Here is a 25746-nt window from a genome sequence, read left to right as displayed (position 1 = left end):
AGTTCCGTTGCGCCCCGTCGCCCACGCCCCCGGCCCGTGCGCTATTGCCAGTGGCCGCCGCCGGAAATTCGGATAAACTCGGGCACGATGCCGTTGACGGTCACCATTCAGGCGCTCCGACGGGCGATTCCCGATTGCCGGGTGATCGCATTCGTTGACCTGTCGGCGCGGCTGGTGCTGCGGGCCGAGGCCGAGCATTCTCAGCCCCAGGAATTCTACGATGCGCTTTGTCTGCGCGGAGCGCTGCTTCTGGGCGGGCAGGCCGCCGCCGCCTCGACCGAAGTGTTCGGGACCGATCAGGCGCCCCCCGAGGCGGTGCTGCTGCACGAGGGCCGGTTCGAGCTTTTCGTGCGGGCGCCGCGCGACCCGGACGAGGCACTTTGCGCGGTGATCGGAGGCGAGGCCGATATCGCGGCCGCGCTTGCCGCCATGCGCGCCACAATGGCCGAAATCGTCGAGATCGTCGATGCCGCGCCCCCGGCCGCTGCGGCCGGCGGGTCGCAGGACCGGGGCCGCTGAGATGGCCGGGCTCGAGCGTCTCAACGCCGCGCTGGCCAAGCTGAGGGGCGCCGAGGCCGCCGCCGAACGCACGGTGCCCGGGGGCGTGGACGGGATCGTCGAGGTGCTGCTGACCGAGATTTCGGAAACGATCCTGCCGCGCGAAATGACCATCGGCGACGGGGCCGGTCAGGAAATCCGGCTGCTGGCGGCCCGCCGCCGCCTGTTGCGGGTGGGCCGCACGGGGCCGGTCACAGCGGACGCGGCGCCGATCCCGGCCGAGCCGCCAGAGGCCACCGGCGATCCCGCCGAGCCCCTGATCGCCGCCTTTCACGGCCGGGTCCGCCCCTTCGTCGCCAAGGCGGCCGAGCTGTCGGTCGCCGCGAGCCGCCCTCCCTACCGGGTCGATCCGACCGAAGCCGGCTGTTCGGTCGAGGCTCTGCGCGCGGCCGCAGACCGCGGCTGGACCGCGCCTGCGGCCAGCGCCCCCGCACCCGAGCCCCTCCCGGACCAGGCCGGAGAGACCGCCACGCCGCCGCCCGATCCGGTCGGCACCTGTCTCGCCCGGGCGACGGCCGGGCTGCGGCTGCGCGAGGGCCAGATTGTCGCGATGCAGGGCGATGCCGAATTTGCCCACCGGCTGACCGGGTTCACCGGGCTCGGGCTCGGCGCGATGACCAAAGCCGCCGGAGACGGCCCCGGGACCACCTGCGCGATCCTGCGCGCGCCCGCGCCGTCGAACCTTCTGCTGGTGCGTGTCGCCCACGGCCGGGACGCCGCGCTTTTTCTGAGCCCCAGCGAAGAGCTTCCCGCGATCCTCGCCCTCTGCCGCGCGACCGGACCGGCCGCAAGGAGCGCGCCGCTTGACAGGGCCGGGAGCCCGGATTAACCGAAACTTGTCTTGGTTCGCCCGGAAACGGGCGATGAAAAGGGAACGCGGTGCGGCCTTCATGGGGTCAATTCCGCGGCTGCCCCCGCAACTGTAAGCGGCGAGCGCGGCTGATCGTGCCACTGGGGGTCCTCCCCGGGAAGGCCAGCCAAGCGAGGACCCGCAAGCCAGGAGACCTGCCAGGGCGATCACCTAGCCTGACCGCGGGGCGCGGCGCAGGCGGCGGACCATCCGCAGTGGTGACGCATCACCGTCTGCGGAAGGCATGTCTTTCCAAGGACCCCATGACAGGACGGACCGCCCGCCGCGGCGGTTCCCGAGACCGGAACGGAACCGACATGACAAGACCCACCCTTTGCCTCGGGCTCGGCCTCGCCGCGCTGAGCCCCCTGCCCGCCCTGGCGCAGGAGGTGCAGTCCAGCCTGATGCTGGACGAGATCACTGCCAGCGCCAGCCTCACGCCCATCGCCACCAACCGGACCGGTGCGACGGTCGAGACCCTCGAGAGCGGCGAGATTGCAGCGGGCGGACAGAATCTGGGCCAGACGCTTGCCACCCTGCCGGGCGTGTCGATCACCCAGAATGGCGGGCTCGGGCAGACCGCCACGCTTCGGATTCGCGGGCTTGGAAACGGCTATATCGCGACCCGGATCGACGGAATGGACTTTGCCGACCCGTCGGGCACCCCTGCCGCGCTCGACTTCGGCACCCTGACCGCCGGCCTGCCCTCCAGGATCGAAGTGCTGAAGGGCTCGCAATCCGCGCTTTTCGGGGCAAATGCCATCGCGGGCGTTGTCGACATCACCACCTGGAGACCGGAGAAACTGGGCTTTTCGGGGAGGGCGACGGTCGAAACCGGCACCTATGGCAGCTACTCTGCCGGTCTGAGCCTTGGCCAGAAGACCGAACGCGGCGAAGTGTCGGCCACGATCTCGCATGTCGAAACCGACGGCTTCTCGACCCTGTCGGGCAATAACGAAGCGGACGGCTTCGACGAGGATTCGGTCTCGCTCAATGCCGCCTACGATCTGACCGACACCCTTCGGCTGGGCTTCTCGGGATTCTATTCCGACGGAAACTCGGACTATGACAGCGACGCGACCGACACGAACCCGATCACCCGATCGGAGGCGACGCGGAAAGGCCTGCGCGCCTTCGCCCAATTCGCGATCGGGACGGTCGACAACGAACTGTCGCTGGCGCGCACGCAGACCGAGCGCAGCTACCGTTCGAGTTTCGGGACGTCCTCCTATGATGGCACCAGCCGCGCCGCCAGCTATCTCGGGACGGCCTCTCTGGCGGCCGGGACCGACCTCTCCTTCGGCGCCGACTGGAAACAGGACGAGGCCACGCTTGACGGCGAGACCTATTCGGTCATCAACCGCGCGCTCTTTGCAGAGCTTCGCCAGGCCGCGACCGACGACATCGATCTGTCGCTTTCGCTGCGCTACGATAATTATTCCAGCTTTGACGATCAGGTGACCGGCCGCGCCGCGCTGGCCTGGCGGCTCCAGCCCGACCTGATCTTCCGCACCTCTCTGGGCACCGGCTATCGCGTCCCCGCGCTTTACGAACTTTACGGCACCATTACCGGCGACACGGTCGGCAACCCGGACCTCAACCCCGAAACCAGCACCAGCTTCGACATCGGGCTTGAAAAGCGCCTGTCGGGCGACGGGTTCCTGAAGGCCACCGCCTTCTTTGCGGAAATCGATGACAAGATCGACTATGGCGCAGCCGACCCCGCCATCTGCAGCTATGCTTGGGGCTGCTACCGCCAGCTCGACGGAACCACCCGCAGCCAGGGCCTGGAACTGTCCGGCCGCCACGAGATGACCTCCGCCATCGCGCTTTACGGCAGCTACACCTATACCGACGTCCGCTGGAAGGGCGAGCGGCTCGACCGCGTGCCGCTCCACGATCTTCTGCTGGGCGTCAGCAGCGAGGTGACGCCGCGGCTCACGGCCGATGTCTCCTACCAGTATCTGGCCGGACGCCTCGACCCTTACGGCTCTCTGCCCGATGCCGGGCTTGCCGCGGCCCAGATCACCTACGCGCTGGACAACGGCACCGAGGCCTATGCAAGGGTCGAAAACCTCTTCGACGAGGAGTTCTACTCGGCCGTCGCCTATGGCTATGGCGGCGCCTATCACTACAACACCACGGGCCGGGCGCTCTATGTGGGGCTGCGTGCCTCCTTCTAGCGCGATCGGTCTCGCCGCGGCCCTGGCCCTTGCCGGGGCCGCGGTGCTTGCCGACCCGCCCGCGCGGGTCGTATCGATGAACCTCTGCACAGACCAGCTTGCCATGCTGGTCGCGGCGCCGGGTCAGCTGGTCTCGATCAGCGACCTGGCCGCGAACCCGATGAACTCGGCCATGCCCGAGGCCGCCCGCGCCTACCCCGCCAATACCGGCGGCGCCGAGGAGATCTTTCTGATGCGCCCCGATCTGGTGTTGGCCGGCACCTATTCGAACCCGGCGACGGTCGCCATGCTGGAACGGCTCGGCATCCGGGTCGCGCGGATCGGGCTGACGACGCGGCTCGACGAGGTGCCCGAGCGGTTGCGCGAGGCGGGTCGGCTTCTGGGCCGCGAGGCCCGGGCCGAGGCGCTCGCCCAGACCTTCGTCCGGGATCTCGCCCGGCTCACGCGCAGCGGCCCGCCCCGGCCGCTGGCCGCCTTCTTCTATGCCAACGGCTACACCCAGGGCAAAGGCACGCTGTCGGACGATATCCTGACCCATGCGGGCTTTAGCAACCTCGCGGGCTCCGGCCAGGCGGCGCGCGGCCGCAGCGGCGGCTTCGATCTCGCGCTCGAAGAGCTGGTGATGGCCGATCCCGACCTGCTGATCCTCTCGCGCCCCTATCCGAAAACCTCCCGCGCCGAAGAGATCCTCGCCCATCCCGCGCTCCGCGCCCTGCCCGCCGCCGCCGCCCCGGCCCTGTCCGGCCCCGACTGGGTCTGCGGCACCCCCCTCGTGCTGGACGCCCTGGCCGAAATGACCCGCCGCCGCGATGCCCTCGCCGCGCCCCCCGGCCAGAACTGACACCCGATGCGCTTGCGGCTTCTTCTTGGTCCAAATACCCAGGACGCAACGCCCGCCACGGGCCCAAGCTCCGAGGAAAGCCCCTCCCGATGACACGCGCACTCATGCTGCAAGGCACAGGCTCGAACGTGGGCAAGTCGCTTCTGGTCGCCGGGCTCTGCCGCGCGGCGCTCCGGCGCGGGCTAAGTGTCGCGCCGTTCAAGCCGCAGAACATGTCGAACAATGCCGCGGTGACCGCCGATGGCGGCGAGATCGGCCGGGCGCAGGCGCTGCAGGCCCGGGCCGCGGGGATCGAACCGCTGACCGATATGAACCCGGTCCTCTTGAAACCCGAAACCGATACCGGCGCCCAGGTGGTCGTGCAGGGCCGCGCCCGGGGCGCGCTGCGCGCCCGTGCTTTCGCCGCCGAGAAACCGAAGCTGATGGCCCCGGTACTGGAAAGCTACCACCGCCTCGCCGCCGGACGGGACCTGATCATCGTCGAGGGCGCGGGCAGCCCGGCCGAGGTCAACCTGCGCGCGGGCGACATCGCCAATATGGGCTTTGCACAGGCCGCGAATGTGCCGGTGGTGCTGATCGGCGATATCGACCGGGGCGGCGTGATCGCCCAGATCGTCGGCACGCGCGCGGTGCTCGACCCGGGCGATCTGGCGATGGTGCGGGGCTTTGCCATCAACAAGTTCCGCGGCGATCCGCGGCTTTTCGACGACGGCTACCGGCTGATCGCGGACCGCACCGGCTGGCCCGGCTTCGGCGTCATCCCGTGGTTTCCAGACGCCTGCCGCCTGCCCGCCGAGGATGCGGTCGATCTGGGCGGCGCGGGCCGGGGCGCCTTTCACGTCGTCTGCCCGATGCTGTCGCGGATCGCCAATTTCGACGATCTCGACCCGCTCAAACTGGAACCCGGGATCCGGCTGACCATGATCCCGCCCGGCCGCGCCCTGCCCGGCGATGCCGATCTGGTGATCCTGCCCGGCACCAAATCGACCCGGGGCGATCTGGCCTTCCTGCGCGCCCAGGGCTGGGATATCGACCTTGCCGCGCATCTGCGCCGGGGCGGGCGGGTGCTGGGGCTTTGCGGCGGCTATCAGATGCTCGGCCGACGCATCGCCGATCCGCACGGGCTCGAAGGGCCGCCGGGCCTGACCGAGGGGCTCGGCCTGCTCGAGGTCGAGACGGTGATGCATGCCGACAAGACCCTGACCCGGGTCGCGGCCACCCATGCCGCCACCGGCGCCGCGTTTTCCGGCTATGAGATCCATATCGGCGCGACCGACGGTCCCGACCGCGCCCGCCCCTTTGCCCATGTCGCGGGCCGCGCCGAAGGCGCGGTCTCGGCCGACGGGCGCGTTGCGGGCAGCTATCTGCACGGGCTTTTCTCCGAAGACGGCTTCCGCCGCGCCTGGCTGGCCCGGCTCGGGGTCGAGACCGGCACCGAAGGCTACGGCCAGGCGGTCGAGGACACGCTCGACGCGCTGGCCTCCCATCTCGAAGCCCATCTCGACATTGACGCGCTGTTTACCCTCGCCGGTGTCGTCCCCGGAAACTAGCCCCCCGCCGGGGGCACAGGCGGCAAGAAGGCGCGCCGCTGCGCGCGCGTCCTGATCGTCACGACGGCCCGGAACGAGGGCCCGGAACGAGGGCCCCTATCCGCCGGACTGGCTCGCCCATCCTCTGGGCGCGGGCGCGGACGGCATCATCGTCGTGACCGACGGTTGCGACGACGGCACCGACAACATGCTCGACCTGCTCGACACCGCCGGTCTGGTGCCCCATCTGCAGAGCCCCGCGCGGCGCGGCAAAAGCCTGCAATGACAGGCGCTGAAGGCCCCCCCCCCGCGCGGCCGGGGCCGACTGGATCCTCGGCATCGACCTCGACGAATATCTCAACATCCACGTCCCCGGCCACGATCTGGCGGCACTGATCGCGGCCCTGCCCTGGCGGCTTTCCGGCGGCAACGGCGAAACCGGGATCCTGACCAACCGGTGACCGAGGTCTTCACCGCCGCCATGCCCCCCGATGCCGCCTTCCCGGTCGCGGCAAGCTTCTTCAAGACGCTCTACCGTATCGAGGCCTTCGGCCGGATCGGCATCCACCGCCCGCGCCCGGTGCCCGGACGGGCCCCGCCCCGCTGGGTCGATGGCAGCGGCACGCCCCTGCCAGAACGCTTCGCGGCACACCCCGGGCGGCTCTCGCTCTGGGGGGGGGCAGGCCGGGCGGGCATTGGCCGAAATCAACCATTACGCGGTGAAGTCGCCCAAGGCCTTCGTCGTCAAACGCGCCCGCGGCCTGCCGAACCGGACGGACCGCGCGGTCGATCTGGGCCATTGGGTCGAACGGAATTTCAACACCGTCGAAGACCGCTCGATCGCCGCGATGGCCCCCGCCACCGCCGCGGTGCGCGCGCGCCTCACCGCCCTGCCCGGGCTGGCCGCGCTGCAGGAGGCCACGCTTGACTGGCATCGGGCCGAGGCCGCGCGCCAGATCGCCACGCCCGAGCGCCATGCCTTCTGCAGCCAGCTTGTGCTGGCCGGGGGCAGCCGGGCGTTGCCGCCCGACCGGGCGGCCGCCATGTACGCACTGTATCCGCGTGGCGCGGGGGAGGCTCTGAGCCGATGGCCCCCGGTCCCGAGATCCTGCCCGTCGCGCTGACCGCCCGGCCGCTTGGCCGCGATCTGCCTGGACACGGTCGCCACGCCCGCAGGCAGCGGACGAGAGGTCACAGCGATGCTGGCCGGAACCGCGCTGCCGGGCGCCGTCGGTCCGGCGGGCGAGACGACGGCCACCACGCTTCGCACGGTCGCGGGCGCGACGCTTCTGACGCTGACCTGCGGCAGCGACGAAGGCCCGGTTCCGCTGACGCTCGACGGCGGGGCCGTCATGCCTGATCCGCGCCCGGCCCGGACCCACCTTTTTGCCGGGCTCAACGTTCTGGTCGCGCTTCGGAACGGCGAAACCGCAGACGGGGCCGCAGACGGCCCCCCAGACTGGCTGGCCTTTCACCGCCGCCCCCAGAAGCTTCAGGCCGCGCTGATCGTCGAGCGCGCCCCGCCCGGCCCCGAGGCCGACAGGTTCGCCGAGGCGCTGGCCGTCCTTCGCCCCCGGCTCGACGGGCTGCCCCGGGTGCTGCTGGTCGGCTTCGATCATCCGCTTGGCCCCCCCGGCGCGGCCCCCGAAAGCCATCCGCTCAATGTCCCCGAGGCCCCGGGCAAGGCCCGCATGACCCCGCCCGCCCCCGACCGCTGGCGGGCGCCGCTGGGCGAGGGGCATCTGTACGAATGGCTGCCCCATGCCTGGCTGTCCGGGGCACACGCGGTCGCCGCGCTCGACCTTTGCGACCTGCTGTGCCCCGCCCCGTCCGGCACCACTGTCTTCGAGACCGCCCGGGCCTCGGGCGCGCTGGCGCTGCTGGGGCGCCATGTCTTTCCGTGGAAATCCCGCGACCCGGCCCGGCCGGGCTTTGCCGATCACGGGTGCCTCCAGTTCGACCGGCCGCGCGGGCTGCGCCGCTGGTGCGTCGTGCCGGCCCAGATGCCCGACAATCGGCCCTGGCGCGCGCACCGGGCAGGCGAGGCCACGGCCGAGGCAGTCTTTTCCTTTGCATCGGTATGCGCCATCGCGGCCATCCGGCCGGCCGGATCGTGCCCAGGACAAGCCTTGCGGCCGCGCTCGCGCTGGCCGATCCGGTCGCCCGCGAATTCGGCCATGCCCCCGCAGTTCCGCGCCCCGCCCCGACACGGGCCGCCGCCCACCAAGGCCCCGACCCAAGCCCCGGGCGCGTGGCCATCGTCACTACCATGAAGAACGAAGGCCCCGTCAGCCTCAATGGCTGGCCCATCACCGCGCCATCGGCGTCGACGACATTCTGGTCCACACCAACGATTGCACCGACGGCACCGACCGGCTGCTGGCGCGTCTTGACAGCAAGGGACTGGTGCAGCACCGGACGAACCCCTACCGCGCCACCGGGCTGAAGCCCCGGCATGCCGCGCTGCAGGCAGCAGAGGACGAGCCCGCGATCCGCGAGGCGGGCTGGGTCGTCTGCATGGATGTCGACGGGTTCATCACCATCACGACCGGCGACGGCACGCTGGCCGCGCTGTTTGCCGCGACCCGGGGCGCCAACCCGATCTCGATGACCTGGCGGCTGTTCGGCAATGCCGACATCGACGGCTACGAGGATCGCCCGGCGATGGCCCAATTCACCCTCTGCGCGACCAAGATGACGCGCAAGCCGCATCAGACCCGGGGGGGTCAAGACGCTCTTTCGCGATAAGGGACTCTTTCGCAAGCCGGGCGTCCACCGCCCCAGGGGGCTGGAACCCGGGCGGCTGAACGAGATCCGCTGGGTCGATGGCTCTGGCCGGCCGCTGCCGCCCCAGATGTACCGCACCGCCTGCCGCTCGCCCGCCCGGAACGGCGGGCTACGATCTGGTGCAGATGTACCATTTCGCCCTGCGCTCGGCCCAGAGATTTCTGGTCAAGCGCGACCGCGGCCGGGTCAACCATGTCGACCGCGACAAGGGGCTTGGCTACTGGTTCCGGATGAACCGTAACGCCGAAGACGACCTGTCGGTCCGGCGCCGCCTTGCGGCGATGGAGGCCGAGCGGGCGCGGCTGATGGCCGATCCCGAAATCGCCGCCGCTCATTTGACCTGCGTCGCCGCCCATCGCGCGCGCATCGCCGACCGGATGGCCGCGCCCGAGCCCGCAGCCTTTCATGCCGAGCTGACCCGCGAGCGGCTGCGGCGGCTGTCGCGGATGCTGGCGCGGATGCTGGCGCATTTCGGGCCGAGCGTCTTTCCGGCCGGGCCGGGCGCAATCCCCGACAGCCTGCTGCAAACCGATCCACCCGCCGATTTCTTCTTTACCGTCCCGCCAGACGAAGCCCGGCATTGACCCTGTCCCGGCTCGCCATGGGCCGATGGCCCCTTGCGGGCGCTGGCCCGCGCGCGGCGGGACGAAATCCTCGGCCGGGCCCTGACCGAGGCCGAGACGGCCGCCCGGCTTCTGGGCGACGCGCTGGCCGAGCCGCCGCCCACCCGGCTTGCCGATATCGGCTGCGGGTCCGGGCTGGTCGATCTATTCCTGTATCGCCGCTTCGGCTGCGCGCTTGACCTGATCGACATCGAAACGACCGAGGCCCGCCATTTCGGCCTGAAGGATACCGGCGCGGGCTTTGCCGATCCTGCCCGCACCCGCGCCTTCCTTGTCGCCGATGGCGTGCCCGAAGCGATGATCGCGACCTTCACCCCCCGCCATGACGATCTGTCGGACCTCGCGCCCGACGCAGCGATCAGTCTGCTCTCCTGCGGCTATCACTACCCGGTTTCGACCTATGACCGGCTGTTCCGCCGGGGGATCGCGGCGGGCGCTACGCTGATCGCCGACATCCGCAACGGCTCGGGTCGGCTGGCCGACCTGCGCCGGATGGGGCAAACCCGCGTTCTGGCCACCGGGCCCAGGCACCGGACTGTCGCCCTGCGCCCCGCCCCCGACGCCGCGCCAAAGCCCCCGGGGCTTCGACGTCATCGCCCGGAACGGCTGGTCGATGCTGGGGGTGATGACCTTCGGCTGGACCTGGTTTCGCGACCCGGCCGTCGCGGGCGAATTCGGCCGCCTGGCGACCTCGGGCTTCTTCGCCCGGTTCGAGAGGGTGGTGTTCTGCGGCGCCTCGATGGGCGGCTATGGGGCCGCGGCCTATTCCGCTGCGGTGCCGGGCGCCACGGTGGTCGCGATCAGCCCGCAATCGACGCTTGATCCGCGCCTCGTGCCCTGGGAAACCCGCTATGGCCGCGTCGCGCGGACCCGCAATTTCACCGGCCGCTATGGCCATGCCGCCGAGGCCAGCCGCGCCGCCGCCGCCGGGACCCCGCCCCGCCTCGGGTGGCCATTCGCCGCTTGCCGCAGGACGCAGGCCCGGCTTAGCATGCCCGCCAACCGGCCGGGACCAGGGGGCCCAGAAGCCGGGCAGAGAACGGGGAAGACGACAATGGCATTCAAGGCAACGCTTCTGGCGGCCGGGGCCGCGCTTGCGCTGGCGGGGTCCGCCGCCGCCGATCCGGTGAAGGTCGGCATGATCACCACGCTTTCGGGCGGCGGCGCGAGCCTCGGGATCGACACGCGCGACGGGTTCATGCTGGCGGTCGAGGCCGCCGCCAATCCCGACCTGACGGTCGTGATCGAGGATGACCAGCAGAAGCCCGAAATCGCCGTGCAACTGGCCGACAAGCTGATCCAGTCCGACAGGGTCGATGTGCTGACCGGCATCGTCTGGTCGAACCTCGCCATGGCCGTGGTTCCGGCGGCAACTGCGCAGGGCAAGACCTATCTCTCGACCAATGCCGCTCCCTCGCAACTGGCGGGCAAGGGCTGCAATCCGGGCTATTTCTCGGTCAGCTACCAGAACGACAACCTGCATGAGGCGGCCGGGGCCTATGCCGCGACCGCGGGCATCACACGCGCCTTCATCCTGGCGCCGAACTACCCGGCCGGGAAGGATTCGCTGAGCGGGTTCAAGCGGTTCTACGAGGGCGAGGTGGTGTCCGAGGTCTATACCCAGCTCGGCCAGACCGATTATGCCGGCGAGATCGCGCAGATCCGCGCCTCGGGCGCCGACGGGGTCTTCATCTTCCTGCCGGGCGGCATGGGGATTTCCTTCGTCAAGCAATACGCCGATTCCGGCGTCGGCCTGCCGCTGATCGGCCCGGCCTTCAGCTTCGATCAGTCGATCCTTCAGGCGATGGGCGATGCTGCCGTGGGCGTGCTGAACGGCGCGAACTGGTCGCCCGATCTCGACACTGCCGCGAACGCGACCTTCGTCGAGAGCTTCCGCGCCGCATACGGGCGCCTGCCCTCGGTCTACGCCGCCTATGGCTATGACACCGCGAACCTGCTGCTGTCGGCCATGGCCAAGGCGCCGGTTTCGGAGACCGAGGCCTTCCGCGCGGCTCTGAAAGAGGCCGATTTCGCCTCAGTCCGCGGCAAGTTCAGCTTTGCCCCGTCGAACCACCCGATCCAGGACCTGTACGTCCGCGAGGTGGTGAAGGAGGGCGACATCTACACCAACAAGATCGTCGGCACCGCGATGACCGATCGCGGCAATCCCTACGAGGACGCGTGCAAGATGTGACCCAATGGCGGGCGGCCCGGCGCCGCCCGCCCCGCCGGAGACAGGCCCCTTGTCCGCGATGCTTCTGATCGAGCAGGCCCTGAACGGCCTGCAATACGGGATCATGCTGTTCCTGATGGCCGCCGGGCTGACGCTGGTCTTCGGGGTCATGGGGCTGATCAACCTTGCGCATGGCTCGCTTTACATGCTGGGCGCCTTCGCCTGCGCGGCCGTTGCCGCCGCGACCGGCAGCTTCTGGCTGGGCCTGGTCGCCAGCCTTGCCGCCGCCGCCGCCGCGGGCGCGCTGATCGAGCTGTCGGTGATCCGCAGGCTTTATGCGCGCGACCATCTTGACCAGGTGCTGGCGACCTTCGCGCTGATCCTGATCCTGTCCGAGGGCACGCGCTGGCTTTTCGGATCGTTTCCGCTGTATCTCGACATCCCGGCTGCGCTGTCGGGGCCGGTGCGGCTGCCCGGCGGCATCGACTATCCGCTGTACCGCCTCGCGCTGATCGGGTTCGGGCTGGCGGTGGCGGCGGGGCTGTTCCTGCTGATCGGCAGGACGCGGCTTGGCATCCGCATCCGCGCGGGCGAGGCCGACCGCGAGATGATCGCGGCGCTCGGCGTCGACATCTCGCGGCTTTACACGCTGGTCTTCGCGCTGGGCGCGGCGCTGGCCGGGCTGGCGGGCGCGCTGGTCGGCGCGCTGCAATCGGTGCAGGTCGGCATGGGCGAGCCGGTGCTGATCCTGGCCTTCGTGGTGATCGTGATCGGCGGCATCGGCTCGATCAGGGGGGCGCTGTTCGGTGCGCTGCTGGTCGGGATGACCGACACGCTGGGGCGGGCGCTTTTGCCGGTTGCCTTCGCGACAGTGCTGCCCCCGGCCGAGGCGGGCTCGGTCGGCGCGGCGCTGGCGTCGATGCTGATCTACATCCTGATGGCGGGCGTGCTGGTGATCCGGCCCGGCGGCCTTTTCGGACGGGCCTGAGCGATGCGGCGCGAACCCCTTCTGAACGCCCTGATCCTGCTCGCGCTGCTGGCGGTGCCGCTGGCCGCCCAGGCGCTGGACGAACCCTTCCTCGTGACGCTGGCGACCAAGGCCGCGATCCTCGCGCTGGCGGGAGTCGGGCTGAACCTCGCGCTGGGGCTCGGGGGGATGGTCTCGCTGGGCCATGCCGCCTTCTTCGGGATCGGCGGATATGCCATGGCGGTGCTGGCAGCCCCCGTGCAGGCCTATGAGCCGCTGATGACCTGGCCGATGGACTTGCCGGGCACCAAGTCGATGCCCGCGATCTGGCTGGCGGCGATGGCGGCGGGCGCGCTGGCCGCGCTGGTCATCGGGGCGCTCAGCCTGCGCACCGGCGGGGTCTATTTCATCATGATCACGCTGGCCTTTGCCCAGATGCTTTACTATTTTGCGGTCTCCTGGCCCGCCTATGGCGGCGAGGACGGGATCTCGATCTATGTCCGGAACGGCTTTCCGGGGCTCGACACACTCGATCCGTTGCAGTTCTTCGGGCTCTGCCTCGGCGTCCTGCTGCTGGCGCTGGGGGCGATGCACCTGATCGCGCGCTCGCGTTTCGGGCTTGCGCTGGACGGCGCGCGGCAGAACCCCGAGCGTGTGGCGGCGCTGGGCCTGCGCCCCGCCCGGCTGAAGCTGATCGCCTTCGTCGTCTCGGGCGCGGTCACGGCGCTGGCGGGGGCGCTCTTCGCCGATCTGAACCGCTTCGTCAGCCCCTCGATGCTGCATTGGCAGACCTCGGGCGAGATCATGGTCTTTGTCATTCTGGGCGGCGCGGGGCGCCTTTTCGGGCCGGTGGCGGGGGCCGCGATCTTTGTGCTTCTCGAACATCTTCTGGGCGGGGTCAGCGACTACTGGAAGCTTTTCCTTGGGCTTGCGCTTCTGGGAATTGTCCTTTTCGCACGCGGCGGCCTGATCGGCGCGCTGGCGGGACGGGCGGTGGCGCATGACTGAGCCTGTACTGGACGTTCAGGACCTGCACCTCGCCTTCGGCGCGCTGAAGGCGACCGACGGTGTGTCGCTGACCCTCAGGCGCGGCGAGATCCATGCCCTGATCGGGCCGAACGGCGCGGGCAAGTCGACCCTGATCGGGCTGATCGCGGGCACGCTGAGCCCCGATGCGGGCTGCATCCGGCTGAACGGGCGCGACGTGACCGGGTGCGACGCCGCCGCGCGCGCCCGGGCCGGGCTGGCCCGCACCTTTCAGGTCACGACGCTGGCGCCCGAGCTGACCGTCCTGCAGAACGCGATGCTGGCCGTCGCAGGCGCAAGCGGCGCACCCTACCGCTTTCTGCGCCCCGCGCTGTCGGACCCGGCACTGGTCGAACGGGCGAGCGGTTATGTCGCCCGGGTCGGGCTGGCCGGGCGCCGCGCGGTGCGGGCGGGCGATCTGGCGCATGGCGAACGGCGACGGCTCGATCTGGCGATGGCGCTGGCACTGGCGCCCCGCGCCTTCGTGCTGGACGAGCCGATGGCGGGGATGGGACCGGACGGTGCGCGCGAGATGACTGTGCTGCTCGATCTGCTCAAGCGCGAGGCGCCGATCCTGCTGGTCGAACATGACATGGATGCCGTCTTCCGGCTGGCCGACCGGATCAGCGTTCTGGTCTCGGGCCGGATCATCGCCAGCGGCCCGGTCGAGGCGGTGCGGGCCGACAAGGAGGTGCAGCGCGCCTATCTGGGCGAGGAGCGGCTGGCGTGACCTTGCTGCACCTTGAGGGCGTGACGGCCTTTTACGGCCCCGCGCAGGCGCTTTTCGGGGTCGACTTCTGCCTGGCCGAGGGCGAGGTCGTGGCGCTGATGGGCCGGAACGGCATGGGCAAGTCGACCACGATCCGCAGCATCTGCCGCCTCTCGCCGCATCGGGGAGGCTCGATCCGCTTTGCCGGGCAGGATCTGGCCGGGATGCCCGCCCATCGCGCGGCGCGGCTGGGGCTGGGGCTTGTGCCCGAGGGCCGGCGGGTCTTTCGCGGGCTCAGCGTCGAGGAAAACCTGATCGCCGCGGCGCGGCCGGGGATCTGGGATCTGGCGCGGGTCGCGGGGCTGTTCCCGCGGCTTGCGGAACGGCGGCGGCAGGAGGCCGGGTCGCTGTCGGGCGGCGAGCAGCAGATGCTGGCCATTGGCCGCGCGCTGATGACCAATCCGCGATTGCTGTTGCTAGACGAGGCGACCGAGGGGCTCGCGCCGCTGATCCGGGCCGAGATCTGGGCCGCGATCCGGCAGCTGAAGGCCGAAACCGGGCTGGCGATCCTGGTGGTCGACAAGTCGCTGACCGAACTGGTCCGCATCGCCGACCGCGCGGTCATCCTGGAAAAGGGCGCCAGCGTCTGGACCGGGCCCGCGGACGGGCTGACGCCCGCGCTGGTCGATCGCTATCTGGGCGTCTGACCCGCCTCAGACCGGACGGCGGCGCACGAACCGCCCGTCGGGGCCAAGATGGATGCCGCATTCGGTCTTTTCGGGGTTGTCGGCCCAGCGCCCGGCCCGCGCATCCTCGCCCGGCCGCACCGCCCGGGTGCAGGGCTCGCAGCCGATCGAGCGGAACCCCGCGGCCTCCAGCGGATGGCGCGGCAGCCGGTGCGCGGTGAAATAGGCCGCGATATCGGCCTGGGTCCAGAAGACCAGCGGGTTGACCTTGAGATGGGCGCCGTCGCGCTCGATCGCGGGCAGGGCCGCGCGGGTCGAGGCCTGAAACCGCTTGCGCCCGGAAATCCAGGTATCGAACCCGTCCAGCGCATCGGCCAGCGGGAAGGTCTTGCGCAAGAGGCAGCACATGTTCGGGTCTTCATGGGCCAGCCGGTGATGCGGGTCCTCGGCGGCGACGGTCGCCGGGTCGGGCCGCACATCGACGAGGTTGAGATCGAGCCGCCGGGCCAACTGGTCGCGATAGGCGAGCGTCTCGGCGAAATGCCGCCCCGTCTCGATGAACAGCACCGGAATGCGCGGAAAGATCCGGGTCACGTAGTGCAGAAGCACCGCGCTTTCGGTGCCGAAGGACGAGACCAGCGCGCGCTTGCCCAGCCGAGGGTCAAGCAACAGCCCCACCATGTCGACATGGCCCAGATCGGGCATGTGGTCGGCCTGCAGCGCCTCCAGCAGCCGGTCCGCGCCGCCCGGGGGCCAGGCGTTTTCAGAGGCGCGTTTCGCATCGGAGACGGGATCGGACATTCTGACATTCCCTTGCGCGGCAACGGTCCAGAAGTATCACCCTAAAAGAGTCGGGAAAACCCGCGGCGCAGGGACCGAAGGCCGCGCGACACCGCTGCGTGATTTTTCGCCACTCTCCGACATGTGCCTGTCACATTGGCATGTCTGGGCGGACGGTTCCGCGACCCGGCTCTGGCCATGGGCGCGCGGGCCGCGTATCCCGGTGCCAAGCGTTCCCACGTCTTGTCCTCGAAGGATGCCGATGCCCCGCCCAGTCCTGCTGATCTTCACCGACCTCGACGGCACGCTGCTGGATCACGAAACCTATTCCCACGAAGCCGCCGCCCCGGCGCTGGAGGCGCTGCGCGGGGCCGGGGTGCCGGTCATCCTCGCCTCGTCGAAGACCGCCGCCGAAATCGCGCCGCTGCGCACCGAACTGGGCCTTTCCGCGCATCCGGCCATTGTCGAGAACGGCGCGGGCATCCTGGAACCGGGCGCCGAGGCCCCCCGGACCGGCGGCCGCTATCGGGCGCTGCGCACAGCACTCGATCAGGTGCCCGCCCCGCTGCGTCAGCGGTTCCGGGGGTTTGGCGATGGCGGCGCGGACTGGATCGCCGACGCGACGGGGCTGGCGCCCGGGGCCGCCGCCCTGGCCGCGCAACGGCTTTATTCCGAACCCGGCATCTGGTCGGGCAGCGAGACCGAGAAGACCGAGTTTCTGGCAGCCCTCCGGGCGCAAGGCGTCAGCGGGCGCGAGGGCGGGCGGTTCCTGACCCTGTCGTTCGGCGCCAGCAAGGCCGGGCAGATGGCCGAGATCGCGGCGCGCTATTCGACGCCCTACGTCGTTGCACTGGGCGATGCGCCGAACGACCGCGAGATGCTGGAACAGGCCGATCAGGGCTTCATCATCGCCAATCCGCATCGCGCGCCGATGCCGCCCCTCGATGGCGAGGAAACCGGCCGCATCCAGCGGATCGCCGCAGCCGGGCCGAAAGGTTGGAACCAGGCGGTGCTGCAGGTTATTGCTGATTTCGGGATCTGACGGTCCCGACCCTGACTGTCCCCGGGGCGCCCCCGCCCCGGCCCTGTCTTTCTTCGGGACGGTCCCTGTCCCGGCAAGGAGCCGCGCCCATGGCCGATTTTCACCAGAACGGCAATGTCGCCACCCTGCACAACCTGCGTTCGGCCCCGGCCGAGCTTCTGGTGCACGAGCTGACGACCTTTGCCCAGACCCGCAGGATCAGCCTGATCCTGCCCTCGCTGTTCTCCGAGCTTGAAGGCGACGCGCTGCCGAAGATCCTCGACGAACTGGCCGAGGTGCCGTTCCTGCACCGGATCGTCATCGGGCTCGACCAGGCCGACGAGGCGCAGTTCGCGCATGCGCTGCGCTTCTTCGGCCGGTTGCCGCAGAACCATGTGGTGATCTGGCAGGACAGCCCGCGGATGCAGGCGATCCATGCCCGGCTTGACGTCCACAACCTGACACCGGGCGACCCCGGCAAGGGCCGCAATGTCTGGTTCTGCATGGGCTACCTCATGGCCTGCAAGGACAGCGCGGTGATGGCGCTGCACGATTGCGACATCGTCACCTACACGCGCGAGATGCTGGCGCGGCTGGTCTATCCGGTCGCGAACCCCAATTTCCCCTATCAGCTGGCCAAGGGCTTCTATCCCCGGATCGGCGAGGGCAAGCTGAACGGCCGGGTCAGCCGTCTGCTGGTCAGCCCGATCCTGCTGGCGCTGAAGAAGACCATCGGCGACCGCGATTACCTCGATTACCTCCGCTCCTTCCGCTACCCGCTGTCGGGCGAATTCGCGCTCAGGACGGCGCCCCTGCCCGACCTGCGCATCCCCTCGGACTGGGGGCTGGAAATCGGCGTGCTGTCCGAGGCCTGGCGCAATCTCGCGCCGCGCTCGGTCTGTCAGGTCGAGATCTCGGACGCCTATGACCACAAGCACCAGCCGGTCTCGCCCGAGGATGCCTCGCGCGGGCTGTCGCGGATGTCGGTCGATATCTGCAAATCGATCTTCCGCAAGCTGGCGGCCGATGGCACGGTGTTTTCCGAAGAGATCTTCCGCACCCTGAAGGCCACCTATTACCGCGAGGCGCTGGACCTTCTGGACTGCTATTACAACGACGCGCGGATGAACGGGCTGAGCCTCGACCGCCATGCCGAGGAGAACATCATCGAGATGTTCGCCCAGAACATCACCGAGGCCGGTCGGGTGTTTCTGGACAACCCCGCCGAAACCCCCTTCATCCCGACCTGGAACCGGGTGCATTCGGCCGACCCGACCCTGATGGACGACATGCTGGCGGCGGTGGCGGCGGACGCGGCCGATTTCGGGCCCTCGGGCGACTGAAAGCTCATCCGGCGGCCAGCCGGGCCACCCGGGTGACGTCGGCGCTTTGCGGGGCCAGCGCCTCAAGCTCGTCCAGCGCGACCCAGCGCGCCTCGAGCGCGTCGTCGGCCGCGACAGGCGCGCCCGACTGCCAGAGGCAGCGAACCGCGACCAGCACGAAATGCCCCAGCACCTGCCCGTCCGGGCCGCGGTCGAGCGCGTCGAGCGCGGTCAGCACCGCCTGCGGCTCGGCCCGGATGCCGGTCTCCTCGAACAGCTCGCGGGCGGCGGCGGCCAGCAGCGGCTCGGCGAACTCGACCTTGCCGCCGGGAAAGCCCCAGAAGCCCGCATCGGGCGGGTTGGCGCGGCGCACCAGCAACACCTGGCCCGCGCGGATCACCACGGCCAAAACCGCGACCAGCGGCCTCTGCCCCTCCGCCGTCATCGCCGCCTAGCCCGCGCCCGGCCCGGCGCCGTCGCGGTTCGAGATCCAGCGACACTGATAGGGCGCAAACGGGATTTCGGTGCCGGTGGGCGAGATCCGTTCGCCCGACAGCAGGTCGACCCAGTCCTCGCCGCCGATGAGGTTGATCGCCATCGGCGAGACCGACAGATCCTCTGCGCTGACATTGTGCAGCGCGAAGACCGACTGGTCGCGCTCGAGGCTCTGGCGCCAGAGCCCGAACAGGCGGTGGTCGAGATGCAGCGTGAACTGGGTCGCGTTCGGATGGAAGGCGGGCTGGCGGCGGCGAATGCCGATCCGCCGCTTCATCTGCCGCAGCACCAGCGCCTGCAGACTGGACGGATCGTCCAGCAAGGCCAGCAAGGCCGGATAGTCCCAGCGGTGCCGGTTGATCGCGCGCTTGACCCCCGTCTTCTCGACCCCGGCATGATCGTTGGGCGTCGCCAGCAGCGAATGCACATAGAAGGCCGGGATCCCTTCCAGCGCCATGACGATGGTCTGCGAACAGAGGAACCGGTCGACCTGCCACTGGTCCTCGCCAGCGAAGGTGCCCTTCATCGCCTCGAACCAGGTGATGTTCAGCTCGTAGGCGGCCTCGCCGCCGCCAAGGGTGGTGCGCATCGACACCTCGCCGCCGAAGGACCGGATCGCGCCGATGATGTCGCCGATCTGCTCTTCGGGCAAAAGCCCCTCGACCGGGCGCATGCCGATGCCGTCATGCGAGGCGGTGAAGTTCAGGTAGGCACAGCCCAGCTGCGCGGGCGGCATCGTCGCCTGCCAGCGGTGCAGGTATTCGGCCGTGCCCGACAGGAGCGCGTGCAGGATCAGCGGCGGCAACGAGAAGTTGTAGACCGCATGGGCCTCGTTCCGGTTGCCGAAATAGCTGAGGTTTTCGTGGTTCGGCACGTTGGTTTCTGTCAGCAGCACGACCGGCTCGACCGCGAAATCGCACAAGACCCGCATCAGCTGAACGATGGCATGGGTCTGGGGCATGTGGATCGAAGGCGTGCCGGGTTCCTTCCACAGGAAGGCCACCGCATCGAGCCGGACGATGCGCACGCCATTGTCCACATGCAGCCGCATGATCCGCAGGAATTCCAGCAGCACCTCGGGATTGCGGAAATCCAGATCGACCTGATCGTGGCTGAAGGTGCACCAGACATGGCGGGGGCCGTTCGCGGTCTCGACCTCGCGCAGCAGCGGGCTGGTGCGCGGGCGCACCACAGGGGCCAGATCGTCCTCGGGCGAGGCCTCGAAGAAGAAGCGGTCATAGGGCGGATGGCCCTGCCGGTATTCGCTGAACCAGTGCGACTGGCTGGACACGTGGTTCAGCACCAGATCGGACATCACCCGGAAGCTGCCCGCGATCCGCTGGATATCCTCCCAGTCGCCGAGGTTGGAATTGACCATGCGGTAATCGGTCACCGCAAAGCCGTCATCCGAGGTGAACGGAAAGAAGGGCAGGATATGCACCCCCCCGACCGTGCCCTCGAGATGCCGGTGCAGGAAATCGTTCAGCAGATCGAGCGGCTTGTGCTGGCCATCGGTGAAGCTGTTGCCATAGGTGATGACCATCGAGTCCTCTGAGGACCACAGCCGGTTCGACGGCATCCGGGCGCGGCGGCGGGGGCGCGCACCCTCGGGCCAGAACGCCTCGACGATCCGGTCGATCAGAAGCTCGCGGTCCTGATCCGGGTAGATCCGGCCAACGAGGCCGGCCAGCTTGATGCGCAGGGTCTGCGTCGTGTCTGTCATGGCGTCCAGGCGTTTCCCGATCTTGTTTGTTGCCCGCGCGCGGCAGGCTTGCAAGCCCGTGCCGCGCCGGACGGGCCGCGGACCGGGTCAGTGCCCAGGATTTGGGCGCCGGTCACGGCTTGGGGCGGATCAGGATGGCGCGGAAGTCGTTCACATTGGTCAGGGTCGGGCCCGGCGCCACCTGCGCGCCCAGCGCCGCGAAGAAGCCATGGCTGTCATTGGCCGCCAGCGCCGCCGCCGGGTCGAGCCCAAGCACCGCCGCCTCGGCCAGCGTGTCCGGGCCGATCACCGCCCCCGCCACCTCGGCCGCGCCGTCGACCCCGTCGGTGTCGCAGGCGATGGCGTCGATCCCGGGCGCGCCGCCCAGCGCGACCGCAAGGGCCAGCGCATATTCGGCATTGGGGCCGCCGACCCCGTCGCCCCGCCGCGTCACCGTGCATTCGCCGCCAGACAGCAACAAAAGCGGCCGATCGCCCGGCGCCATCGCCGCCTGCCGCGCCAGGGCCAGCGCCGCGTGGGCCTCGGCCAGTTCGCGGGCCTCGCCTTCCAGCGCATCGCCCAGGATCTCGACCGCCGAGCCCGCGGCGCGCGCGGCCTCGGCGGCGGCCTCCAGGGATCGGGCGGGCGCCGCGATCACCAGATTCTCGACCCGGCCGAGGCGCGGATCGTCGGGGCGAACCGGATCACCGCCCGCCTCGAGAAAGCTCTGCACCGAGGGCGGCGGCACCACGCCCCAGCGCGCCAGCGCCGCCAGAGCCCGGCCCGCGTCGCCCCTGTGCCCGACCGTGGGGCCGCTGGCGATGTCGGCCGGGTCGTCGCCCGGCACGTCGGAAATCAGCAGGCCCAGCACCCGCGCCGGAAAGGCTGCCGCCGCCAGCCGCCCGCCCTTGACCGCCGATATTTCCTTGCGGATGCCGTTGATCTCGCCGATGGGGGCGCCAGAGGCCAGAAGCCCCGAGGTCACCAGCCGCTTTTCCTCCAGCGTGATCTGCCCGGCGGGCTGCACCAGCAGGGCCGAGCCTCCGCCCGAGATCAGCGCCAGCACCAGATCCTCCTCGCCCAGACCGTCCAGCAGGCGCATCATCCGCCGGGTCGCGACCTCGCCGGCGGCATCGGGCACCGGATGCGCGGCCTCGACGATCTCGACGCCCGCGCAGGGACGGCCATGGCCATAGCGGGTGATCACCAGCCCCTCGCAGGGGCCCCAGGCGGCCTCGACCGCCTCGGCCATCCGCGCCGAGGCCTTGCCGGCCCCCACCACCACCACCCGTCCGGCAGGACGGGGCGGCAGAGCGGGCGGGACGATCCGCATCGGATCTGCCGCGGCGACAGCCAGGTCGAAAAGCGCCCTGAGAAAGCCGGAGGGCTCGGTGGGGTCGACGGAAAGCGAAACTGTCATGTCGAAAAGGATGGGGCGTCCTCGGCCGCTGGCAAGAGCCCCGGGCGGATGTGACCCAACGGCATGGGCCGCGATCTCAGGACGCCAGCGCCAGCGCCTCTTCCAGATCGCGGTTGCCCGCCACCAGATCGGCCAGGGTGACGCCGTCGAGCGTGGCATAGAATTCGGCCAGCGCCCGCTGCAGCGCGCCCTTCAGCAGGCAGCAGCAGGAAATCGGGCAGGTATTCGTCGCCGGATCGAAGCATTCGGCAAAGGGCACCCCCGATTCGAGATGCCGGAAAACTTCGCCCACGGTGATGTCCTCGGGGGTCCGCTTGAGGGTCAGACCGCCGTTCCGGCCGCGCGTCGTCTTCACCAGCCCGTGATGCGCCAGCGTGTTGATGACCTGCGCCATGTGGTTCTCGGAGGTGTTGCAGGCAGAGGCGATGTCTGACTTGCGAACCGTGCGCCCGCCATTCACAGCGCAATACATCAGCGCCCGCATCGCGATATTGGTCCGGGTGGTCAGACGCATCGGGGTTCTCTTTTCCAGTCCTGGGGGATAATGATCTATCTCACATACGGGTTCAAACGAGAATAGAGCCTGTTAAAGATCACGCAAGCCCTTCGCCGATCCCGGATGCGGGGCGCTTCAGAAACGGGTGACGGGGCGGGACTTGAGCCGTAAACGCGCGAAGAAGGACGATCCGGCCGCCAGGCGGCTTTCCCAGATGACGGCCCCGGTGATGAGCCTGCTGGAGCGCGCGGGGGCGATGGCCACCGCAGCCTCGCTGCTGTGGCTGATCCAGGCCGCAGCGGTGGCATTGGCTCTGGGCCAGATGCTGCAGCCAGAGACCGCCTGGGGCCCCACTTGGGCCTTTGCCCTCGTCTTTGTGGCGGTGGGCGTCGGGCGCGCGATGCTCGACCATCAGGCAGGCGCGCTGTCGTTCCGCGCGGCCGATATCGTGCTGGCGCTGGAACGCGCGCGCCTCGTCACGCGGGAATCGCGCCGCGCGACCGACGACCCGGCCCGCCCGCCCGCAGCGGTGACCGCGACGCTGGCCGCCGAAAAGCTGGCCGCGCTGACACCCTTCCTCACCCGCTATGCCCCGGCCAAGCGCCGCTCGACCTTCGTGCCGCTGGTGATCCTCGGCGTCACCTTCTACTTCTCATGGGCAATCGGGCTCGTTCTGCTGTTCGCCGGGCCGCTGATCCCGATCTTCATGGCGCTGGTCGGCATCGCCGCCAAAAAGGCCAGCGAGCGGCAGATGGAAGAGCTGTCGAACATGAACGTGCTGCTGCTGGAGCGGCTGACGGCGCTGGTCGACATCCGCCTGCTGGACGCCACCGAGCGCACGGTCGACAGCTTCCGCTCGGCCGCCGACCGGCTGCGCCGGCGCACCATGGAGGTGCTGCGCGTGGCCTTCCTGTCCTCGACCGTGCTTGAACTTTTCTCGGCCATCGGCATCGCCATGGTCGCGGTCTATGTCGGCTTCTCGCTGCTGGGCGAGCTGACTTTCGGCGCCTGGGGCACCCCGCTGACCGCAACCGAAGGGATCTTCCTGCTGCTGCTGGCCCCCGATTATTTCCAGCCCCTGCGCGATCTGGCCGCCGCCTGGCATGACAAGGCCGACGCCAATGCCGTGGCGCGCGAACTGGCCGAACTCGAGGCGCAGGAAGAAACCACCTTCCTCGGGCTCGGCGCCTCGGCGCGGCCGCTCGAGACCGCCGACGCGCTGTCGGTCAGGGGCCTTGCCTACCGCCCGCCGGGCGGGCGGCTGATCCGGTTCCCGGATTTCGATCTGGGCGCTGGCGAGACGCTGGCGATCACCGGCCCCTCGGGCATCGGCAAATCCTCACTCTTGCGGCTGATCGCGGGCATGGCGATCCCCGCCGAGGGCGAGATCCGGATCGGCGACACGGTCCTGTCCCCCGAGACCGCCGATGCCTGGCGCGCGCGGCTGGGCTGGCTGCCGCAGCAGCCGCGCTTCGTGTCGGGGTCGCTGCGCAAGAACCTGACGCTGGCGCTGCGGCCCGGGCATGAGCTGCCTCTGGACACCGCGCTGGAACTGGCGGCGGCCGACGGCGTGGTGGCGCAGCTGCCGCGCGGGCTGAACACCCGTCTGGGCGAGACCGGGGTCGGCGTGTCGGGCGGCGAGGCGCGGCGGCTGATCGTGGCGCGCGCGGCGCATGCCCATCCCGACCTGCTGCTGGCCGACGAACCGACCGCCGATCTGGACGAAGAGACCGCGACGCTGGTGACCGAGGGGCTGCTGGGCCTCGCGGCGGGCGGTGTCGCGCTGATCGTCGCGACTCATGACCCGGCGCTTGCCGCGCGGATGGATCGCCAGATCGCCATCAGACCGGAGCATGCGGCATGAGGGATATCCTGCAGATCCTGCGCCTGACCTGGCGCGCCCAGCGCGGCCCGCTGATCCGGGGTACCGCGCTTGCGGTGATCGTTGTGGCGATGGGGGTGGCGCTGCTGGGCCTTGCGGGCTGGTTCATCACCGCCGCAGCGGCGGCCGGGCTTGCGGGCATCGGCATCGCCTTCAACGTCTTCCAGCCCTCGGCCTCGGTGCGCTTTCTGGCGCTTGGACGGACCGCCGCGCGCTATGGCGAACGGCTGCTGACCCATGACGCGACGCTGAAGGCCCTGACCGATATTCGCGTGGCGTTGCTGCGCGGCGTGCTGGCGCTGCCGTTCCAGACCCTGTCGCGGCTGCGCGGCGCCGAGACCATGAACCGGCTGGTGGCGGATGTCGATGCACTTGACGGGGTGGTGCTGCGGCTCTTCATACCGGCGGTGACCGGGGTCACCCTTTATGTCGCCGCCTTCCCGCTTTTGTGGTGGCTGACCGATGTCACCCTGGCCCTCTGGATCCTCGCCAGCTTCACGCTGGGCTGCGGGATGGTGCTGGTCTGGGCCGGGCGCCATGCGCTGGCCCCCTCGCGCCGGGCCGAGAAGGCGCTGCAGGCCTTCCGCATACGGCTGATCGACCTGCTGCGCGCCCGCGACGATCTGGTGGTCTATGGCCGCCTGCCTGAACAGACCGAAGCCGTGCAGCTGGCCGAGGCCCGGATGCGCGAGAACCTCGGTGCCATCGACCGGCTGGAACGCCGGGCGGGGCTGGCGCTGTCGCTGACCACCACGCTGGCCACCGGTACGGCGCTGGCGCTGGGGGGCGTGCTCGTCGCCCGGGGCGCGATCACGCCCGCGCAGGCGGCGTTGGGTTTCTTCGTGGCGCTGGCCCTTTCGGAAACCGTGCAGCCCCTGCGCCGGGGCCTTGCCGATCTGGGGCGGATGCTCGATGCCGCCCGCCGCGTGACCCGGCTCTTGCCCGACGAGGCCGCGGCCGGGGCGCCCGCCTGTCCGGCTCCTGCCAGCGCGCCAGAGGCGGCGAGCCCGGCTCTGGAGATGACCGACATCGCCTACCGCCACCCGGGCGCCGAGGCGCCGGTGCTGCAGGGCTTTTCGCTGACCCTCGCCCCCGGCGCCTGCGTCGCGCTGACCGGGGCCTCGGGCAGCGGCAAAAGCACCGTTCTGGCGCTGGCCGCCGGTCTGATCCAGCCCGAGGCGGGCACCATCCGGCTTGCAGGCCGCCCGATCGACGAACTGTCCGAAACGCGGCTGCGGGCCGAAATGACCTACCTGCCCCAGCGCAGCATGCTTCTGGGCCAGAGCTTCTTCGACATGCTGGCGCTGGCAGATCCCGATCTCGACGAACGCGAGGCGCTGGATCTGCTCGAGGCGGTGGCGCTGTCCGCGACGGTGGCCGCACGCGGCGGGCTGCACGCGGCCCTGAAGGAAAACGGCGCCGGGCTTTCCGGGGGCGAACAGCGGCGCCTGGCCCTGGCCCGGGCGCTCCTGCGCCGGCCGCGGCTGTTGCTGCTGGACGAACCGACCGAGGGGCTCGACCGGCCGACCGCGACCCGGGTCCTGGGCGCGATCCGCGAGATCCTGCCCGAGACCGCGATCCTGACCGCCTCGCACCGCAAGGCCGAGCGCGACTGGGCCGACCGGCTGATCGCCATGACCTGACGGTTCCGCCGCCGTCGCGGGGGCCGGGACCGTCGCACGTCCGAGACGCATCG

Annotated in this window: 24 protein-coding genes, 1 pseudogene and 1 riboswitch; of the genes and pseudogenes, 20 read left to right on the top strand and 5 right to left on the bottom strand. The window is 70.1% G+C overall.

All coding sequences use genetic code 11. The features are described from left to right. The first annotated feature begins 141 nt into the window (after nt 1-141). From DSD19_RS18240 to DSD19_RS18170, 16 genes and pseudogenes are all read left to right on the top strand, one after another. The gene (locus DSD19_RS18240) at nt 142-519 is read left to right on the top strand and encodes a hypothetical protein (protein WP_133260470.1); all 378 of its coding nucleotides are present in this window, start codon (nt 142-144) and stop codon (nt 517-519) included. A gap of 1 nt (nt 520) precedes the next feature. Then, the gene (locus tag DSD19_RS18235) at nt 521-1387 is read left to right on the top strand and encodes a hypothetical protein (protein ID WP_113670645.1); all 867 of its coding nucleotides are present in this window, start codon (nt 521-523) and stop codon (nt 1385-1387) included. Then, nucleotides 1384-1586: riboswitch (cobalamin riboswitch) on the top strand. (Overlaps the previous gene by 4 nt.) A gap of 139 nt (nt 1587-1725) precedes the next feature. Continuing rightward, nucleotides 1726-3591, top strand: coding sequence for a TonB-dependent siderophore receptor (locus DSD19_RS18230; RefSeq protein ID WP_165828176.1), 1866 nt, complete (start codon nt 1726-1728; stop codon nt 3589-3591). Between the two features lie 76 nt (nt 3592-3667). Beyond that, the gene (locus DSD19_RS18225) at nt 3668-4432 is read left to right on the top strand and encodes an ABC transporter substrate-binding protein (RefSeq protein ID WP_243628107.1); all 765 of its coding nucleotides are present in this window, start codon (nt 3668-3670) and stop codon (nt 4430-4432) included. 89 nt (nt 4433-4521) lie between these two features. Then, nucleotides 4522-5982, top strand: a complete 1461-nt coding sequence (locus tag DSD19_RS18220) for a cobyric acid synthase (protein ID WP_075787170.1) — start codon at nt 4522-4524, stop codon at nt 5980-5982. A 94-nt stretch (nt 5983-6076) separates the two neighbouring features. Continuing rightward, nucleotides 6077-6247 (top strand): annotated as a pseudogene (locus tag DSD19_RS18215) (glycosyltransferase family 2 protein); the annotation flags it as partial. Nucleotides 6248-6656: 409 nt separating this feature from the next. Further along, on the top strand, nt 6657-7085 hold the full coding sequence (locus tag DSD19_RS18210) for a hypothetical protein (RefSeq protein ID WP_113670641.1): 429 nt from the start codon (nt 6657-6659) through the stop codon (nt 7083-7085). 12 nt (nt 7086-7097) lie between these two features. Next, a complete protein-coding gene (locus DSD19_RS22455; RefSeq protein ID WP_243628106.1) occupies nt 7098-8234 on the top strand; it encodes a hypothetical protein in 1137 nt (378 codons plus the stop codon). Further along, complete coding sequence (locus tag DSD19_RS18205; protein ID WP_243628110.1) at nt 8131-8709, top strand: glycosyltransferase family 2 protein; 579 nt, start codon at nt 8131-8133, stop codon at nt 8707-8709. Before DSD19_RS22455 ends, DSD19_RS18205 begins: the two co-directional genes overlap by 104 nt. 77 nt (nt 8710-8786) lie before the next feature. After that, complete coding sequence (locus DSD19_RS18200; protein WP_133260468.1) at nt 8787-9332, top strand: hypothetical protein; 546 nt, start codon at nt 8787-8789, stop codon at nt 9330-9332. 33 nt (nt 9333-9365) lie between these two features. Continuing rightward, nucleotides 9366-10193 carry a hypothetical protein gene (locus tag DSD19_RS18195; protein WP_113670638.1) on the top strand — a complete coding sequence of 276 codons (828 nt, stop codon included), beginning with the start codon at nt 9366-9368 and terminating at the stop codon, nt 10191-10193. Between the two features lie 232 nt (nt 10194-10425). Next, nucleotides 10426-11565: an ABC transporter substrate-binding protein gene (locus DSD19_RS18190; protein ID WP_113670637.1), complete on the top strand. Its 1140-nt coding sequence runs from the start codon at nt 10426-10428 to the stop codon at nt 11563-11565. Between the two features lie 58 nt (nt 11566-11623). Then, entirely contained in the window at nt 11624-12532 is a 909-nt protein-coding gene (locus DSD19_RS18185) for a branched-chain amino acid ABC transporter permease (RefSeq protein ID WP_371412632.1), read from the top strand. 3 nt (nt 12533-12535) lie between these two features. Further along, nucleotides 12536-13519, top strand: coding sequence for a branched-chain amino acid ABC transporter permease (locus DSD19_RS18180; RefSeq protein WP_113670636.1), 984 nt, complete (start codon nt 12536-12538; stop codon nt 13517-13519). After that, nucleotides 13512-14267 (top strand): ABC transporter ATP-binding protein, encoded by a 756-nt coding sequence (locus tag DSD19_RS18175; protein ID WP_113670635.1) that lies wholly within the window; start codon nt 13512-13514, stop codon nt 14265-14267. Before DSD19_RS18180 ends, DSD19_RS18175 begins: the two co-directional genes overlap by 8 nt. Continuing rightward, nucleotides 14264-14953: an ABC transporter ATP-binding protein gene (locus tag DSD19_RS18170; RefSeq protein ID WP_113670634.1), complete on the top strand. Its 690-nt coding sequence runs from the start codon at nt 14264-14266 to the stop codon at nt 14951-14953. Before DSD19_RS18175 ends, DSD19_RS18170 begins: the two co-directional genes overlap by 4 nt. 6 nt (nt 14954-14959) lie before the next feature. Here the strand turns inward: DSD19_RS18170 and DSD19_RS18165 are convergent, their stop codons facing one another. After that, nucleotides 14960-15733, bottom strand: a complete 774-nt coding sequence (locus DSD19_RS18165; protein WP_207802487.1) for a phosphoadenylyl-sulfate reductase — start codon at nt 15731-15733, stop codon at nt 14960-14962. Nucleotides 15734-15974: 241 nt separating this feature from the next. Between DSD19_RS18165 and DSD19_RS18160 the strand changes: the two genes are divergently transcribed. Both DSD19_RS18160 and DSD19_RS18155 read left to right on the top strand, forming a co-directional pair. Further along, nucleotides 15975-16754 carry a mannosyl-3-phosphoglycerate phosphatase gene (locus DSD19_RS18160; protein WP_337248279.1) on the top strand — a complete coding sequence of 260 codons (780 nt, stop codon included), beginning with the start codon at nt 15975-15977 and terminating at the stop codon, nt 16752-16754. 89 nt (nt 16755-16843) lie between these two features. Further along, a complete protein-coding gene (locus DSD19_RS18155) occupies nt 16844-18076 on the top strand; it encodes a glycosyl transferase (protein WP_113670633.1) in 1233 nt (410 codons plus the stop codon). 4 nt (nt 18077-18080) lie between these two features. Here DSD19_RS18155 and DSD19_RS18150 read toward each other — a convergent pair whose 3' ends face one another. From DSD19_RS18150 to DSD19_RS18135, 4 genes are all read right to left on the bottom strand, one after another. Then, complete coding sequence (locus tag DSD19_RS18150) at nt 18081-18500, bottom strand: NUDIX hydrolase (protein WP_113670632.1); 420 nt, start codon at nt 18498-18500, stop codon at nt 18081-18083. Between the two features lie 6 nt (nt 18501-18506). Further along, a complete protein-coding gene (locus DSD19_RS18145; RefSeq protein WP_075787185.1) occupies nt 18507-20273 on the bottom strand; it encodes a sugar phosphorylase in 1767 nt (588 codons plus the stop codon). A 112-nt stretch (nt 20274-20385) separates the two neighbouring features. Then, on the bottom strand, nt 20386-21672 hold the full coding sequence (locus DSD19_RS18140) for a glycerate kinase (protein WP_113670631.1): 1287 nt from the start codon (nt 21670-21672) through the stop codon (nt 20386-20388). Between the two features lie 76 nt (nt 21673-21748). Then, nucleotides 21749-22186, bottom strand: a complete 438-nt coding sequence (locus tag DSD19_RS18135) for an Rrf2 family transcriptional regulator (RefSeq protein WP_075787187.1) — start codon at nt 22184-22186, stop codon at nt 21749-21751. Between the two features lie 142 nt (nt 22187-22328). On the opposite strand from DSD19_RS18135, the gene cydD reads away from it, so the two are divergent. Then, nucleotides 22329-24032: a thiol reductant ABC exporter subunit CydD gene (gene cydD / locus DSD19_RS18130; protein ID WP_243628105.1), complete on the top strand. Its 1704-nt coding sequence runs from the start codon at nt 22329-22331 to the stop codon at nt 24030-24032. Then, entirely contained in the window at nt 24029-25693 is a 1665-nt protein-coding gene (locus DSD19_RS18125; RefSeq protein ID WP_113670629.1) for an amino acid ABC transporter ATP-binding/permease protein, read from the top strand. Before cydD ends, DSD19_RS18125 begins: the two co-directional genes overlap by 4 nt. Nucleotides 25694-25746 lie beyond the last annotated feature (53 nt).

Origin of the sequence: Rhodovulum sp. BSW8, from assembly GCF_003314725.1 — a bacterium.
GTDB lineage: Bacteria > Pseudomonadota > Alphaproteobacteria > Rhodobacterales > Rhodobacteraceae > Rhodovulum > Rhodovulum visakhapatnamense.
Note: the sequence above shows the minus strand (reverse complement) of the source record. Positions and strands in the feature narration are given on the sequence as shown.

Excerpts from the sequence above, each read along its gene's own strand:
- DSD19_RS18235 (WP_113670645.1), top strand. The coding sequence starts at position 521 with ATGGCCGGGCTCGAGCGTCTCAACGCCGCGCTGGCCAAGCTGAGGGGC.
- DSD19_RS18230 (WP_165828176.1), top strand. The coding sequence starts at position 1,726 with ATGACAAGACCCACCCTTTGCCTCGGGCTCGGCCTCGCCGCGCTGAGC.
- DSD19_RS18225 (WP_243628107.1), top strand. The coding sequence starts at position 3,668 with ATGAACCTCTGCACAGACCAGCTTGCCATGCTGGTCGCGGCGCCGGGT.
- DSD19_RS18220 (WP_075787170.1), top strand. The coding sequence starts at position 4,522 with ATGACACGCGCACTCATGCTGCAAGGCACAGGCTCGAACGTGGGCAAG.
- DSD19_RS18200 (WP_133260468.1), top strand. The coding sequence starts at position 8,787 with ATGGCTCTGGCCGGCCGCTGCCGCCCCAGATGTACCGCACCGCCTGCC.
- DSD19_RS18190 (WP_113670637.1), top strand. The coding sequence starts at position 10,426 with ATGGCATTCAAGGCAACGCTTCTGGCGGCCGGGGCCGCGCTTGCGCTG.
- DSD19_RS18185 (WP_371412632.1), top strand. The coding sequence starts at position 11,624 with ATGCTTCTGATCGAGCAGGCCCTGAACGGCCTGCAATACGGGATCATG.
- DSD19_RS18180 (WP_113670636.1), top strand. The coding sequence starts at position 12,536 with ATGCGGCGCGAACCCCTTCTGAACGCCCTGATCCTGCTCGCGCTGCTG.
- DSD19_RS18175 (WP_113670635.1), top strand. The coding sequence starts at position 13,512 with ATGACTGAGCCTGTACTGGACGTTCAGGACCTGCACCTCGCCTTCGGC.
- DSD19_RS18165 (WP_207802487.1), bottom strand. The coding sequence starts at position 15,733 with ATGTCCGATCCCGTCTCCGATGCGAAACGCGCCTCTGAAAACGCCTGG.
- DSD19_RS18160 (WP_337248279.1), top strand. The coding sequence starts at position 15,975 with ATGCCCCGCCCAGTCCTGCTGATCTTCACCGACCTCGACGGCACGCTG.
- DSD19_RS18155 (WP_113670633.1), top strand. The coding sequence starts at position 16,844 with ATGGCCGATTTTCACCAGAACGGCAATGTCGCCACCCTGCACAACCTG.
- DSD19_RS18150 (WP_113670632.1), bottom strand. The coding sequence starts at position 18,500 with ATGACGGCGGAGGGGCAGAGGCCGCTGGTCGCGGTTTTGGCCGTGGTG.
- DSD19_RS18145 (WP_075787185.1), bottom strand. The coding sequence starts at position 20,273 with ATGACAGACACGACGCAGACCCTGCGCATCAAGCTGGCCGGCCTCGTT.
- DSD19_RS18140 (WP_113670631.1), bottom strand. The coding sequence starts at position 21,672 with ATGACAGTTTCGCTTTCCGTCGACCCCACCGAGCCCTCCGGCTTTCTC.
- DSD19_RS18135 (WP_075787187.1), bottom strand. The coding sequence starts at position 22,186 with ATGCGTCTGACCACCCGGACCAATATCGCGATGCGGGCGCTGATGTAT.
- DSD19_RS18125 (WP_113670629.1), top strand. The coding sequence starts at position 24,029 with ATGAGGGATATCCTGCAGATCCTGCGCCTGACCTGGCGCGCCCAGCGC.